The organism is Mycetocola sp. TRD_SC_2 (assembly GCF_055361225.1).
The window spans coordinates 2,669,358-2,682,954 of the sequence record NZ_CM143954.1; the positions used below are offsets into that span (position 1 = coordinate 2,669,358).

A 13,597-nucleotide genomic window follows, 5' to 3' on the forward strand; every position below is an offset into this window, starting at 1 on the left:
GCATCCGTTCCAGGCAAAGGATGTCTCGTGTCGCGCTCATCCCGTAAGTGGCTCCCAGCCATCGTTGTTCCTGCCCTCGTCGTGGGAGGAATAGCCCTCGTTCCGCTGTCGGCCGGCGCATCCGTCGATCTGCCGGACAAGACCGCTGACGAGGTTCTCGAGCTCATCGCCTCCAGCACAGAAGACTCCTTCTCGGGAACGGTCGAGAAAAACGCTGACCTCGGCCTGCCGACGCTTCCGGAGGGAATGCCCGGCGCAGGCGACACCGTCGGCTCCGCCTTCGAGATGCTGAGCGGCTCGCACGAGGCGCGTGTCTTCGTGAACGGCTCGGAGAACGTCCGGGTTCAGATCACCGACCAGCTTGCCGAACGCAACGCCATCATGAACACCACGGATGCCTGGCTGTACGACTCCGAAACCAACGTCGCCACACACGTCGCGATTCCCGCCGACGCCCGCGACGCCATGCGCGACAAGCTCACGGGTGCAGCGAACACGGCGACCCCGGCCGAACTTGCCGACAGGTTCCTCGACGAACTCGGGCCGAGCACCAACTTCTCCGTCGGAACGGATGCCACGGTGGCGGGCCGCACGGTGTACGAGCTCGTGCTGACACCGAAGGCATCGGAGACCCTCGCCGAGTCCGTGTCGATCGCCGTGGATTCCGAAACCGGCCTTCCGCTCCGGGTATCCGTGCATGCGGATGGCCAGGAGGACGCCGCGTTCTCGGTCGGTTTCACCTCGATCGATCTGGCCGAGCCGTCTGCAGACCTGTTCACTTTCACCCCCGGCGACGGAGTCACGGTCGAAGAGAAGCCGTTCCCCTCAGCGCCGAGCGACAAGGACCATTCCGACAAGCATTCCGAGGACGTGGATTCCGGCGAGAAGCCTCGCGTGATCGGAACCGGCTGGGATGCCATCGTCGAAGTGAGCATGGAAACCGCGAGCGGCGACGCCACAACCGATCCGCTCCTCGACCAGCTGACCACGAAGGTCGACGGGGGCCGCATGTTCTCGACCGCGCTCATCACCGTTCTGCTTACCGATGACGGCCGCGTGCTGGCCGGGTCCGTTCCACTCGAACGACTGCAGGCCGCGGCCGCCGAGGGATGACCGCTCCTGACCTCGCGATCGAAACCCGGGCGCTGACAAAGAACTTCGGCCGCCAAAGGGCCGTGCAGGGGATCGACCTCGCGGTGCCGCGCGGGTCAGTGTTCGGGTTCCTCGGGCCGAACGGGTCAGGCAAGACGACGAGCATCCGGATGCTCCTCGGTCTCGCGGATGCCACGAGCGGCGACATGTCGGTTCTCGGCGAATCGATGCCCCGCCGGATCCTCGACGTCCTGCCTCGCGTCGGTGCTCTCGTCGAGGGCCCCGCTTTCTACCCGTTTCTCTCCGGTGAAGACAATCTCCGACGGCTCGACAGCGCCGACCGGCACGCCTCGCCCCGCACGCGCACCGAGCGCGTCCGCCGCGCGCTGGAGCGGGTCGGCCTCACCGCGGCGGCGAAAAAGAAGGCCGGGGCGTATTCGCTCGGAATGAAGCAGCGCCTCGGGATCGCCAACGCCCTCCTCCAGCCGCGAGAACTCCTCGTGCTCGATGAACCGACGAACGGCCTCGACCCGCAGGGAACGCGGGAGGTCCGCGCACTCGTCCGGTCCTTCGCCGCCGAGGGCACGACGGTGTTCGTCTCGAGTCACCTGCTCGCCGAGGTGGAACAGGTGTGCACGCACGCCGCGATCATGAGCGCCGGTTCCCTCGTCGCGCAGGGCTCACTCGATGAGCTCCGTGGCGCGGGGAAGCGGCACGTCCGCGTGCGCACAGCGGATCCCGGCCCCGCGGCATCCGTCCTCGCCGGTTTCGGTCTCGACCCCTCTTCACAGGACTATGACGCCTCCAGCGCAGACGTCACCGCCCTGCTCCCGCCCGGGTTTGCCGCGTCGAACGACATCGTCGCCGCGCTGGTCGCAGCGGACGTTCGCGTTACTGGATTCGCCATCGAGGAGCCGAGCCTCGAGGATCGCTTCGTCGACCTCACCGGGGAGGGCTTCGATGTCGTCCGTTGAACCGAAAGTGAGGCAAGTCGCCGGGCTCTCACTTCTCGCCTCCGAGCTTCGGATCCTCTTCGGCCGGCGCCGGACCTGGGCGATGCTCGCCGCCGTTGCGCTCATTCCGATCCTGCTCGCCGTTGCGCTGCGGCTGACCTCGGCCGGTGTCGAGCCGGGGCAGGGCCCACCGTTTCTCGACCGGGTGACCCAGAACGGCCTGTTCGTGAGCTTCACCGCGATGGTGGTCGCGATCCCCCTGTTCCTTCCGCTCACCGTCGGCGTCGTCGCCGGCGACACCCTCGCCGGTGAGGCGTCACATGGCACGCTGCGGTACCTGCTCGTCGCCCCGGCAGGGCGGCTTCGCCTGCTGATCGTGAAGTTCGCCGGGGCCATCGCGTTCTGTATCGTCGCCACCCTCACGCTCGTGCTCGCGGGAACGATCATCGGGGCTCTCCTGTTTCCGATCGGTCCGGTGACGCTGCTCTCCGGAGACGTGATCAGCGTTCCCGAGTCGGCGGTTCGGGCCCTCCTCGTCGCCGCGTACGTCAGCCTCTCCCTGATCGGACTCAGCGCGATCGGGCTGTTCATCTCGTCGCTGACATCGGTTCCTGTCGGAGCGATGGCTGCGACCGTTGTCGTGTCTGTGGTGTCCCAGATTCTCGGTGCCCTCCCTCAGCTGGAGTGGCTGCATCCGTGGCTGTTCACCGACACCTGGCTCGACTTCGCCGGATTGCTGAGCCAGCCGATGGACGCGAGCGCGTTCGGCGCGAATGCGCTGCTGCAGGGTGGCTATGCGGTGGTGTTCTTCGCACTGGCGTACAGCAGATTCACGACGAAGGACATCCTCTCGTAACACGACAGGTGTACTCTCGAACCTGACCACCGGTCGGTTGTGACCGGGTGAGCTTGCCCGGATTTGGGTGGCAGGTCGTACCGCATCTCGCGCTGCACCCTGCCCACTTCTCCCCATCCGAGGCCTCATGACGATCTCCCGTTCCCCCGTTTCTCCCCGCCGTATGCTGCCCCGCCGTCGTACTCTGGCGGCCACCGGCGTTCTGGCCGGCCTCGTCGCGCTGACCGGATGCACCGCCGGCCCGGTCCCCGAGCCGACCGAATCGCGCGCGCCGACGGCATCCGCGTATCCTCTCACCGTCGACAATTGCGGCACAGAGGTCACGATCGAGAAGGCGCCCGAGCGCGTGCTGACGATCAAGTCCACGTCGACGGAAATGCTGCTCGCACTCGGCCTCGAAGACCGGCTCATCGGCCAGGCGTTCCCGGACGGTCCGACCCCGGAAGATCTCGGCGGTGAGGACGTTCCCGTTGTGAGCGACAAGGTGCCCGGGCAGGAAGCTGTACTGACCCTCGAACCCGACTTCATTTTTGCGGGCTGGGAGTCGAACTTCTCGGCGGACGGTGCCGGCGATCGTGAGTCCCTCGCCGACCTCGGTGTGAACACCTATGTCTCCCCTGCCGCCTGCCAGTCGGAAGGGAAACCCGCCAAGTTGCGGTTCGAGGATGTCTTCGACCAGATCGCCGAGGTCGGCTCGATCTTCGGCGTGGAAGACGCCGCCACGACACTCGTCGCCGAACAGCGGGCCGCCCTGGGCGAACTGACCACCGCTGCCGGAACGAGCGCGCTGTGGTACTCGAGCGGCTCCGACACCCCGTATGTCGGTGCCGGCGCTGGGGCCCCACAGATGATCATGGATGCCGTCGGTATCGAGAACATCGCCGCTGACGTACCCGAATCGTGGACCTCGTTCAATTGGGAGGCCGTCGTCGACGCGAACCCCGACGTCATCATCCTCGTCGTGTCGGATTGGGGCAGCGCTGAGAAGAAGATCGGCGTGCTTCAGTCGAACCCGGCGACGGCGAAGCTCGACGCTGTCGTGAACGAACGGTTCATCACTGTGCCGTTCGCGGCGACCGAGGCTGGCGTCCGCAATGTCGAAGCTGCACAGGCTCTTGTCGAACAACTGGAGGCACTCGGACTGTGACGGTGACGATGGCGACGAGCGCACCCGAGGCGGCATCCGCCCGGCGGGAGCGCGGGCGCGTGCCCACCGTCGCGCTCGTCCTCGTGCTCTCCGGCATCCTGCTGCTGTCGATCGTCTTCAGTGTCACGCTCGGCCCGGCAGACATTCGCCCCGCCGAGGTCTGGGGTTCGATCCTCGGGCACCTGGGATTCGACCCAACGCTGCTCGGCGGGAACGTACTGTCGCCGCTGCGTGACGGCATCATCTGGGAACTGCGGATGCCACGGATCCTCACCGCCGCCGCGGTCGGCGCGGGCCTCGCCCTCTCTGGCACCGTGATGCAGGCGATCACCCGAAACCCGCTCGCCGACCCGTACCTCCTCGGACTGTCATCGGGAGCGTCCCTCGGTGCTGTCGCGGTCATCATTCTCAGCGTCGGAGTCCTCCTGCCCGTCGCGGCGTTTGCGGGCGCGCTTGTCGCTCTGCTCGCGACTCTCCTGCTTGCGGGAGCCGCCGGCGCGCTGACCCCTACCCGCACCGTTCTGGCCGGCCTCGCCGTGTCGTCATTCCTGGGAGCGCTGACGAGCCTCGTCATCTTCTGGTCGGCGACCGGTGACACCTACCGCGAGATCCTCAGTTGGCTGCTCGGCTCCCTGAGCGGTGCGCGCTGGCCCGCCGTCGCGATCGCGCTCGGTGCGCTGCTGCTGGTCGGGATCCCGCTCATGCTCACCGGCCGCACGCTCGACGCGTTCGCGTTCGGTGACAACGCAGCATCCGCTCTCGGTGTTGGGGTGAATTCGACCCGTTGGCTGATGCTCAGTGCGACGGCGCTGCTCACCGGGGCGATGGTGTCGGTCTCCGGGTCGATCGGTTTCGTCGGGTTGATCCTGCCGCACGCGGTTCGGCTCGTCGCCGGGCAGCGGAACCGGGTTGTGCTCCCGCTGTCCGCTCTCGCCGGTGCCATCTTCCTGATCTGGATCGACACCGGGGCCCGCACCCTGTTCGATCCGCGCGAATTGCCCGTCGGCATCCTCACCGCCGTCGTCGGGGCGCCCGTTTTCGCGCTGTTGCTGCTGAAAGCCCGGAGGATTCGATGACGACGACGAACCCCGCCGCCGGGATCGGCGACGCGCTCTCCGCCCCCGGGCAGGATGCTCTCACCGCGAACAGGTTGACCTTCGCGCGAGACGGAAAGCTCGTCATCGACGGTATCGACGTGTCGCTGCCGGTCGGGTCGTTCGGTGCGGTGATTGGGCCCAACGGTGCCGGCAAGTCGACGCTCCTCCAGCTGCTCGTCGGAACCCTCCCCGCGGATTCCGGCGCCGTGCTGTTCGACGGCGACGATCTGCTCGCGATGAAGCGACGCGACCGGGCAAGGCTCGTCGCCCTCAGCGAACAGCACGGCGACGGTGACACGGGTCTGCGGGTGACAGACGTCGTACTCCTCGGCAGGACCCCGCATATTCCCCGCTGGGCGTCAGAGGGGCCGGTCGACCGGCAAATCGTTGCGGACGCGCTGGCGGCCGTCGGCATGACGGAGTTCTCGCACCGCCCGTTCGACACCCTCTCCGGCGGCGAACGCCAGCGGGTGCACCTCGCTCGTGCACTCGCCCAGGAGCCCCGGCTCCTGCTCCTCGACGAGCCGACCAATCACCTCGACGTGCGCGCCCAGCTCAGCCTGCTGTCGCTCGTCCGTGCCCAGACCGCGGCAGGGATCACCGCGCTTGCCGCGCTCCACGATCTCAACATCGCGGCGGCGTACGCCGACTCCGTGATCGTGCTCAAGGCGGGTGCCGTCGTCGCTGCCGGGCCCGCGGCATCCGTTCTCACCGGTGACCTGATCAGCGACGTCTACGGAGTGCGAGCCGATGTGCTCGAGCACCCACGGACCGGGCGCCCGTTGATCGCGTTCGACACGACCTAGACCGACCGCTCGGTGCCCGCCGCGAATCCTGCGGCGTATGCCTCGTCGGAGCCGAGCCGGAACATGTCTTTCTCGGCGCTGCGAACGAGCGCGCGAGCTCCTGGCCCGTCCTCCTCGGTGAGGAGGTGTGCGAGCCCGCGGACAACAGCGACCGGGCGCCCCGACGCCTTGCCCTTGACGAGGTCTGCAGCTGCCGCGAGCTCATCAGCGACAGCGGTGATGGTGACTGTCAGCAAGCGGTCAGAAGCATCCGTCTGACCGCGCAGGTCATCGACGACACGGATGCCGGCGGCCCCGATCGCGATGTCGGTCTGGCCCTCGCGCCAGGGCCGGCCGACGGTGTCGGTGATGACGATGCCGACGCGGATTCCGAGGGCACTGTGCACAGCTGAGCGGAGCGCGCGGGCGGAAGCGTCCGGGTCCACCGGCAGCAGGAGCACGGTGCCTTCGTCGGTGTTGCTCGAGTCGACTCCCGCCGCGGCCATGACGAGGCCGAGCCGGTTCTCGACGATCCGGGTGACCCCGTTCGGATGCTCCCGACGGGCCACCACGCGAACAGTCTCGTCGGTGATGGCCTGTTCGCGATCGGCGGCGAGGATGCGGCGACCCTCGGCTTTCGACACGATCTTGGAGGTGATGAGGAGGATGTCTCCGTCGGCGAGGTCTGCGCCGACGGCATCCGTCACGATTCTCGCCAGGTCGTCACCGGAGGAGATCTCACCGATTCCGTCCGGGGCCCAGATCGACAGCATCAGCGCACCAGTTTCGGGAGCACGTCGCGGCCGAAGGTCTCGATCCAGTCGCGCTGATTGCGGCCGACGTTGTGCAGGTAGATCCGGTCGAAGCCGAGGTCGGCGAAGCGCTGGATGTGGGCGCGGTGCACGTCGGGGTCGGAGGAGATGACCATGCGCCCCTCGAAGTCCTCGGCGCGGACCATCTTGGCCATCTGCTCGAATTCGAACGGGGAGCGGATGTCGGCCTTGGGAAATCTCATGCCGCCGTTGGGCCATTCGACGAGCGCGTTGCGCATGGCCTCTTCATCGGTTCGCGCCCACGACAGGTGGAGTTGCAGCACCTTGGGCATGGTGGCTGCGTCGCGGCCGGATTCGCGGGCACCCTCGGCGAATCGGCCGAACAGCATGGAGATCTTCTCGAGAGGAGCACCGACGGTGATGAGACCGTCGACGTGTTTTCCTGCCCGCTTCGCCGTGACGGGGCCAGCCGTTGCGACGAGGATCTCCGGGGCGACCTCGGGCATGGTCCACAACCGGGTCGACTCGAGTTTGAAGTGCTGGCCCGCGTGCCGGGCATCGCGTCCGGCGAGAGACGCGGCGAACAGCTTCTTGATGATGTCAGCGGCTTCGAACATGCGCGAGATGCGCTCGGCGGGTTCGGGCCAGTACTGCCCGACGACGTGTTCGTTGAGCGCCTCCCCGGAGCCGAGGCCGAGCCAGTGCCTTCCCGGATACATCGAGGCGAGGGTCGCAGAGGCCTGCGCGACCATCGCCGGGTGCAGCCGGAACGTCGGTGCGGTGACCCCGGTGCCGAAGTCACCGGTGGTGCGCTCCCCCAGCGCCCCGAGAACACTCCAGACGAAGGATGACTGGCCCTGCTGAGGAACCCACGGCTGGAAGTGGTCGGTCGCCATCACCCCGGTGAACCCGTGCTGCTCCGCGAGCGCGCTCAAAGCGACCGCTTCCTGCGGCGCGAACTGCTCCAGCATCGCGGCGTAACCGACCGAGAGAGAACCCATCCCCCCATCCTTGCGCACACTTCGGTGTCGCCGGCGTCGGATAGCGTTGAGTCCATGCGCATTGCCACCTGGAACGTCAACTCGATCCGTGCCCGCGTTCGTCGAACCGTCGACTGGATGGTGCGTGAAGACATCGACGTGCTCGCGATGCAGGAGATCAAATGCCGGCCGGACCAGTTCCCGGCCGACGTGTTCGAGGAGGCGGGATACGAACTCGCGATCCACGGACTTAACCAGTGGAACGGTGTTGCGTTCGCCAGCCGGCTCCCGATCGAGGATGTCGTCACCGCGTTCACCGACATGCCCGGTTTTCTCAAGGGCGAAGAGGGCCCCGGGCTTCCGCTCGAGGCCCGCGCGATGGGTGCGACGATCAACGGTGTCCGGCTGTGGAGCCTGTACGTCCCCAATGGCCGGTCTCTCGAGGACCCGCACTACATCTACAAGCTCGACTGGCTCGCCCGGTTGAAAACGGATGCCGCCGCCTGGCTGGCCGCGAATCCTGGCGTCCCGTTCGCCCTGATGGGGGACTTCAACGTCGCGCCCTTCGATTCAGACATGGGCGACCCCACGGTCATCCCGGGGCTCTCCACCCACGTCTCGCAGCCGGAGCGTGACGCGCTCGCTGCTTTCGGAGACATCGGATTGACCGATGTCGTGCGGCCGATCGTTCCTGAGGGCTTCACCTACTGGGACTACAAGCAGCTCCGCTTCCCCCGCAACGAGGGCATGCGGATCGACTTCATCCTCGGCTCTCCCGACTTCGCGAACCTCGTGACGGATGCCTCCATCCACCGCAACGAACGCAAGGGCGAGGCCCCGAGCGACCACGTTCCCGTCGTTGTTGATCTCGATCTTCCGACCGAGGATGACGACGATCGGCCGATGATCTTCTAGATCGCGGCTCGTTCGTCAGGCTCGTTCGTCAGGCTCGTTCGAGCCGTCTAGTTCGTGACGATGGCGAATCCGCCGGGCTTGATGGTGACCGTGGCCGGGCCGGAGATGTTGTGTGACGCGACGAGCTTGCCGCCGGCGTTGTAGCTGCGGAGCGTTCCCGCTCCCCCATCGGCGTTCATCTGCACCCGTTGTGGAGTCGCGCTCGACGAGTGCGCCAGTTCGGTCCGTCCGGCGTCGCCGGTGAAGACAAGACGACCGACGACCGGTCGCACGATGAGCGCGTCGAGCGACACCGTGCGGTTGAGCGCGGTCACGGATACCGAAGAATGCTTGGCCGGCACGGAGATGGGGAGCGGCTGGGGCAGGAGGGCACCGGGCACAGCCGAAATCCCCTGAGCGCCGACGCCATGCTTGAGCACGCCGAGCGGCAGGACGCCGCTTCGCCACAGGGACCTCCCGTTGCCGTTCTCAGCGGAGAACACAACGGGTTCAACGATTCGTGGTGCTGTCGCCGCCGGCAGGCGGAACGACGCGGTCTCCCCGCGGCTGAGTTCGAGATAACCGGTTCCCGAGTAGAGGGATTCTCCAGTCCATCGCGATTCGGGGGTCACGACCGAGCCGGTCGATGTGGCGGTTTCTGCTTCGACCGTGCTCAGCCCGGATCGGGATTCCACGGTGTTCACGCCCGTCGCCTGGGCGGCAACGTCGGGGTGTGCATCGAGGGCGAGCATCGAGAGCTGACCATGGATGGTGCTCTCTGCACCGCTGTTGCGGTTGATCTCGCCCTCCGCTGACACCCCGTCGTACGTGACGCCGGTGTCGGGGTCATACATCGGTTCGCCGGAGGCGTTGGTTCCGAAGTACCAGCTTCCGACGAGCGAGGCGAGCTCGGTGAGGCCCGGCAACTTCGCGACGTCCGACACGGCCAGCAGGGACTGCAGTCGCGAATCGACGCCGTACGCGATCTGGGTGCGATCGGTTGGGGTGGGCTGCCAGCCGTTGTCGGGGCCGCCCGCCGTCAGCAGGATCGGATCGAAGACCGCGGAGTCGGTGATGGCCGGGCCGAGCAGGTTCTTCGTGCTGAGAGTGGTGGATGCCGCAGCGAGCGCCGCAGGCATCTGGGAACCCCAGGCGTGCCAGATCGTTCGCGATTCCGCCCACGGCAGGATCGCCCCATACGGCCAGGTGCGAGCGTTCCCGGCACCCATCCTGGAGATACCTTCAGCCAGTTTCGACAGGGTGTCACGAGCGGCAGCATCCGTCGGCGCGGCGGTTGCATACGCGGCGAGGCCGATAACGGCCTCTGCGCTGGCGTCTGCACCGTTGGCGATGAGCCACGACGGTAGCTTTACGCCGTCGACCATGTGGTACGTGCCATAGGTGTCGAGAACCTGCCGGTCGACAGCGGCGACGCTGAGCTGCAGACGGTCCTGCAGGAAGGCGGCGAACTCGGGGTCGACATCGCGGAAGGCGGCGTATCCCTCACCCAAGGCCCACAGCGTGCGGGCGAGCCAGTAGCTCTCAGCCGAGTCGGACGGGTCGGGCAGTTCGACCGGTTCTGCGCTGGGGTTGAGCGTTCCGTCGTCCTGAATCCACAGCACGACGTTGCCGGCGTTGGGTCCCGCCGCTGTCTGGAGGTAGGCGACCGAGCGGAGAAGTTCGTATGCCTTCTCCCTGGACGCGGTGTCTCCGAACTGCTGCCAGTGGCGCAGGTAAACGACGGCGGTGCGGGTCACATCGTCGGCGTTATATGCGCCCTGCCCCCAGTGGCCGGTCTCGGGGTCGCGTGGACCGCCGCCGACGCGCTCAAATGTTCCGCCATCCCTCGCGTCCGCGTAGGTCCATGGCATGACGAGTTCGGGTTCTTCGGCCAGCCGGTAGGTGGTGTGCTCAGCGGTGTCGGCTGGCGCCACTTCGTCGAGAAGAAAGTCGAGATGCGAGAGGTTTGTGAGCGGATCGGGCGCTGCTGCGGCAGGTGCTGCGATACCGAGTGCACCGATGGCGAGAGCCCCGACGGTCAGAACCGCGGCGATTTTGTTTCGCGCTCGTGAGAACATCCGCCACTCCTCTCAAGCTCCGGTGCTGTGAGTATCCGTCAGCTTACGCTCTCCAGCCGGGCAACACCGATCTTCGAGTCTGCCATGCCATAAAAGACAAAGTGCACATCGCCGACTTTTTCTATCGCGGTCGGAAAGACGACGTTCGGGACGATGCCGCTTCTCTCGTCCTCGGTTTCAGCGGAAAGGAGCGGTTCGGCGCTGCGGGCCACGACTTTCCAGGGCTCGTCGGCGTCGAGGAGGATTCCGCCAGCGGCGTAGTTGACGTTCTGCTGCTGGTCGAAAGCGCGAGCGAGAACACCGGTCACGCCGTGGTGAAGCAGCAGCCAGCCCTCAGGAACGCGGAGAGGCGCAGGTCCTCCGCCCACCTTGACCGCTTCGAACGCGAACTCGGGGCCGGCGAGGAATCGGTGACCTCGCCACAGCGTCAGTGCACGGATGTCGCGCGCGACGTCTTCGACGGGGACGAAACTGATCCAGATGCTCTGCCGTTCGTCTTCCACCCCGGCGGGGACGCGGATGCCCTGGCCCTGCTTGACCTCGTCGAGGTCCCACATCGGCCGGTGGAGCACGGCGAAGCTGCGGATGCCATCGGGTGCGGTCACCGCTTCGGGGAAGAACACGGTGTCCTTGTTGTGGAACAGATTGAGGTCCATGTCGAGATCGTCGTCATAGGCGAACAGCACCGGGCCGAGCCGGGTCCACGTGCGGAGGTCTGACGACGTCGCGATCGCGCTCCGTGGACCGAGGGGACCATATGCGACGTACGTCATCACGTGGAGACCGAGTTCCTCGATCCAGGTGATGCGTGGGTCTTCGACGCCGGCATTGCCGACTCCGCGTTCCCAGCCGCGGTCGGGAGCGAGCACGATGCCCTCGCGTTCGACCGAAACAGGAACGCCGTCCTCGATCACAACACGCGCAAGACCAACGCGGGAGACGTTGCCTGCCTCGACCATCCGGGGCAGCAGGTAGAGCTCGCCGTCCGGCCCGCGACCCGAGCCGGGGTTGAGCACTCCTTCTGCTTCGAATTTGTTTCCGGGCTCCGGGGTCATGACGACGCCGACCCGGGTGAGCTGGTACGGGAATCCGGTGGACTGAACTGACATGTTTAACCTTTCACGCCGGACCCGATGTCCGTGGAGATGAAGAACCGCTGGAAGAAGATGAACAGGATGACGACCGGTGCGGCAAGTACGACGGCGCCGGCCAGCATGGCGCCGAACGGGTTCGCCGTGGATGCCGCCACGGTGGAGATGTAATTCGCGAGCGAGACGGCGAGCGGCTGCAGGCTCGCCTCCTTTGTGATGAGGAACGGCCAGAGAAACTCGTTCCACGGTCCGATGAAGGTGAGCAGGATCACCGTGACGAGCGCGGGGCGCACGAGCGGAATGGCGACTTGCCAGAGCACCCGCAATTCCCCGGCGCCGTCGATCCGTGCCGCGTCGAACAATTCCTTGGGGATCTGCAGGAAGTACTGGCGGAAGATCACGACGGCTGTCGAGTTGATCAGGTACGGCAGGATCATGCCCAGATGGGTGTCGCCGAGGCCGTAGTCACGGGCAATCATCACGTAGAGCGGGATCATCAGCAGCTGGAACGGGACGACCTGCACGAGCAGGGCGAGAGCGAACACGGTCCCGCGGCCTCTCCATTTGAGAACCGCGAGGGCGTAACCGGTCAGCATCCCGAACACGACCGTGCCGAGCACGACAGCGCCGGCGAAAATGCCGGAGTTGACGAGGCCCGTCATCAGGTTGATGCGTTCGTTGATCGCGACGTAGTTCTCGCCGGTGATGTTCGCCGGATTCGGGAAGATCCCGCCGAGCGATGTGTCCGGGTCTGTCTGCAGCGACCCGATCACCATGTAGTAGAACGGGAAGAGAAAGACGAGTGCGCCAACACCGAGCACGACGCCACGGAGGATCGTCTGGCCGCGGCTGAGTTCGCCGGGGGCGCGGCGACGGATGACCATCACTGCTCCTTTCCACCGGCGAACCGGTTCTGCAGCAAAGCGATAATCAGAACGACGATGACGAGTACGACACCGATTGCGGCCGCAAAGCCAGGTTTTCCTTGCTGGAGACCCTGCTGGTACATCAGGAATACCGGAGAGGTCGATGCGCCGTTCGGCCCACCGCCCCCGGTGAGGAGGTACGGCTCGGTGAACAGGTTTGCCCCGGTGATCGTGGCGAGCACGAGGACGAGAACCGTGGCTGGTCGCACTCCGGGAACGGTGACCGAGAAGAACGATCTCACCGGCCCGGCACCGTCGGTCGAGGCCGACTCGTAGAGCTCGTTCGGCACGTTCTGGAGGGCGGCGAGGTAGAGCAGGATGAAGAAGCCGAGCTGCTTCCAGGTGACGAAGAGCGCGATGGTGGGCATCGCCAGGGTCGGGTTGATCAGCCAGGACGGGTCGGGAGCGATCGGTCCGAGCACGGTGTTGATGAGCCCGCCGCCGCTGAACATGAACAGCCAGACACCGACCACCGCGACGCTCGCCGTGACATATGGCACATAGAAACTCACGCGGAGGAACGCGCGGAGGTGGACAACCCGGTTGAGTGCGGTGGCGAGGACGATCGACAGGACGACGGTGAGGGGAACATTGATGATCAGGAACACACCGACGTTGAGGAACGACCGGAGAACTTCGGGGTCCGTCAGCGCTTCGACGTAGTTGTCGATTCCAACGAAGGGCCGGTCGACCGTCGCGCCGGGTGCGGAGAAGAAATAGTCGTGCAGCGACATGTACACGGCGAAGATCAGCGGATATGCGAAGACGAGGGCGACGAACAGCAGGTAGGGCGCACTGAGCAGTGCGCCGAGCGGGTTCTTGCCGAACACCCGTTGCGTGGCCGGCGGCTTGCGTGCACCCGACCCGGCCGGCCCGCTGAGGCTGGTGACCCCCGCGGAGCGGCCGAGTGTCTCGGATGGCATGA

At 66.3% G+C, this 13,597-nt stretch carries 13 protein-coding genes; 7 read left to right on the forward strand and 6 right to left on the reverse strand.

Annotated features, from left to right (window positions below; translation table 11 throughout):
• Nucleotides 1-27 precede the first annotated feature (27 nt).
• From ACWA1Q_RS12775 to ACWA1Q_RS12800, 6 genes are all read left to right on the forward strand, one after another.
• Nucleotides 28-1,113, forward strand: coding sequence for a LolA family protein (locus tag ACWA1Q_RS12775; RefSeq protein ID WP_463757843.1), 1,086 nt, complete (start codon nt 28-30; stop codon nt 1,111-1,113).
• Nucleotides 1,110-2,066 carry an ABC transporter ATP-binding protein gene (locus ACWA1Q_RS12780; RefSeq protein ID WP_463757845.1) on the forward strand — a complete coding sequence of 319 codons (957 nt, stop codon included), beginning with the start codon at nt 1,110-1,112 and terminating at the stop codon, nt 2,064-2,066. The genes ACWA1Q_RS12775 and ACWA1Q_RS12780 overlap by 4 nt, the downstream gene beginning before the upstream one ends.
• The gene (locus ACWA1Q_RS12785; RefSeq protein ID WP_463757847.1) at nt 2,053-2,901 is read left to right on the forward strand and encodes an ABC transporter permease; all 849 of its coding nucleotides are present in this window, start codon (nt 2,053-2,055) and stop codon (nt 2,899-2,901) included. Before ACWA1Q_RS12780 ends, ACWA1Q_RS12785 begins: the two co-directional genes overlap by 14 nt.
• 127 nt (nt 2,902-3,028) lie before the next feature.
• Complete coding sequence (locus tag ACWA1Q_RS12790; RefSeq protein WP_463757849.1) at nt 3,029-4,048, forward strand: putative F420-0 ABC transporter substrate-binding protein; 1,020 nt, start codon at nt 3,029-3,031, stop codon at nt 4,046-4,048.
• An 8-nt stretch (nt 4,049-4,056) separates the two neighbouring features.
• Nucleotides 4,057-5,124, forward strand: a complete 1,068-nt coding sequence (locus ACWA1Q_RS12795) for a putative F420-0 ABC transporter permease subunit (protein WP_463760866.1) — start codon at nt 4,057-4,059, stop codon at nt 5,122-5,124.
• The gene (locus ACWA1Q_RS12800) at nt 5,121-5,951 is read left to right on the forward strand and encodes an ABC transporter ATP-binding protein (protein WP_463757850.1); all 831 of its coding nucleotides are present in this window, start codon (nt 5,121-5,123) and stop codon (nt 5,949-5,951) included. Before ACWA1Q_RS12795 ends, ACWA1Q_RS12800 begins: the two co-directional genes overlap by 4 nt.
• On the opposite strand, the gene ACWA1Q_RS12805 is transcribed toward ACWA1Q_RS12800, so the two are convergent.
• Both ACWA1Q_RS12805 and ACWA1Q_RS12810 read right to left on the reverse strand, forming a co-directional pair.
• Complete coding sequence (locus ACWA1Q_RS12805) at nt 5,948-6,703, reverse strand: coenzyme F420-0:L-glutamate ligase (protein ID WP_463757852.1); 756 nt, start codon at nt 6,701-6,703, stop codon at nt 5,948-5,950. The genes ACWA1Q_RS12800 and ACWA1Q_RS12805 overlap by 4 nt on opposite strands.
• Nucleotides 6,703-7,704, reverse strand: coding sequence for a TIGR03557 family F420-dependent LLM class oxidoreductase (locus ACWA1Q_RS12810; RefSeq protein WP_463757854.1), 1,002 nt, complete (start codon nt 7,702-7,704; stop codon nt 6,703-6,705). Before ACWA1Q_RS12810 ends, ACWA1Q_RS12805 begins: the two co-directional genes overlap by 1 nt.
• Before the next feature lie 54 nt (nt 7,705-7,758).
• Between ACWA1Q_RS12810 and ACWA1Q_RS12815 the strand changes: the two genes are divergently transcribed.
• Nucleotides 7,759-8,598, forward strand: coding sequence for an exodeoxyribonuclease III (locus ACWA1Q_RS12815; RefSeq protein ID WP_463757856.1), 840 nt, complete (start codon nt 7,759-7,761; stop codon nt 8,596-8,598).
• A gap of 47 nt (nt 8,599-8,645) precedes the next feature.
• Here the strand turns inward: ACWA1Q_RS12815 and ACWA1Q_RS12820 are convergent, their stop codons facing one another.
• From ACWA1Q_RS12820 to ACWA1Q_RS12835, 4 genes are read right to left on the reverse strand one after another with little or no spacing between them, the layout of a single operon-like run.
• A complete protein-coding gene (locus ACWA1Q_RS12820) occupies nt 8,646-10,655 on the reverse strand; it encodes a hypothetical protein (protein WP_463757858.1) in 2,010 nt (669 codons plus the stop codon).
• 38 nt (nt 10,656-10,693) lie between these two features.
• Complete coding sequence (locus ACWA1Q_RS12825) at nt 10,694-11,764, reverse strand: glycoside hydrolase family 130 protein (RefSeq protein ID WP_463757859.1); 1,071 nt, start codon at nt 11,762-11,764, stop codon at nt 10,694-10,696.
• 2 nt (nt 11,765-11,766) lie between these two features.
• The gene (locus ACWA1Q_RS12830; RefSeq protein ID WP_463757861.1) at nt 11,767-12,630 is read right to left on the reverse strand and encodes a carbohydrate ABC transporter permease; all 864 of its coding nucleotides are present in this window, start codon (nt 12,628-12,630) and stop codon (nt 11,767-11,769) included.
• Nucleotides 12,630-13,595 (reverse strand): carbohydrate ABC transporter permease, encoded by a 966-nt coding sequence (locus ACWA1Q_RS12835; protein WP_463757862.1) that lies wholly within the window; start codon nt 13,593-13,595, stop codon nt 12,630-12,632. Before ACWA1Q_RS12835 ends, ACWA1Q_RS12830 begins: the two co-directional genes overlap by 1 nt.
• Nucleotides 13,596-13,597: the final 2 nt, after the last annotated feature.

What these genes read in the sequence shown, in the direction of transcription:
- ACWA1Q_RS12805 (WP_463757852.1), bottom strand. Translation starts at nt 6,703, where the DNA reads ATGCTGTCGATCTGGGCCCCGGACGGAATCGGTGAGATCTCCTCCGGT.
- ACWA1Q_RS12800 (WP_463757850.1), top strand. Translation starts at nt 5,121, where the DNA reads ATGACGACGACGAACCCCGCCGCCGGGATCGGCGACGCGCTCTCCGCC.
- ACWA1Q_RS12815 (WP_463757856.1), top strand. Translation starts at nt 7,759, where the DNA reads ATGCGCATTGCCACCTGGAACGTCAACTCGATCCGTGCCCGCGTTCGT.
- ACWA1Q_RS12795 (WP_463760866.1), top strand. Translation starts at nt 4,057, where the DNA reads ATGGCGACGAGCGCACCCGAGGCGGCATCCGCCCGGCGGGAGCGCGGG.
- ACWA1Q_RS12825 (WP_463757859.1), bottom strand. Translation starts at nt 11,764, where the DNA reads ATGTCAGTTCAGTCCACCGGATTCCCGTACCAGCTCACCCGGGTCGGC.
- ACWA1Q_RS12830 (WP_463757861.1), bottom strand. Translation starts at nt 12,630, where the DNA reads ATGGTCATCCGTCGCCGCGCCCCCGGCGAACTCAGCCGCGGCCAGACG.
- ACWA1Q_RS12820 (WP_463757858.1), bottom strand. Translation starts at nt 10,655, where the DNA reads ATGTTCTCACGAGCGCGAAACAAAATCGCCGCGGTTCTGACCGTCGGG.
- ACWA1Q_RS12790 (WP_463757849.1), top strand. Translation starts at nt 3,029, where the DNA reads ATGACGATCTCCCGTTCCCCCGTTTCTCCCCGCCGTATGCTGCCCCGC.
- ACWA1Q_RS12810 (WP_463757854.1), bottom strand. Translation starts at nt 7,704, where the DNA reads ATGGGTTCTCTCTCGGTCGGTTACGCCGCGATGCTGGAGCAGTTCGCG.
- ACWA1Q_RS12785 (WP_463757847.1), top strand. Translation starts at nt 2,053, where the DNA reads ATGTCGTCCGTTGAACCGAAAGTGAGGCAAGTCGCCGGGCTCTCACTT.
- ACWA1Q_RS12835 (WP_463757862.1), bottom strand. Translation starts at nt 13,595, where the DNA reads ATGCCATCCGAGACACTCGGCCGCTCCGCGGGGGTCACCAGCCTCAGC.
- ACWA1Q_RS12780 (WP_463757845.1), top strand. Translation starts at nt 1,110, where the DNA reads ATGACCGCTCCTGACCTCGCGATCGAAACCCGGGCGCTGACAAAGAAC.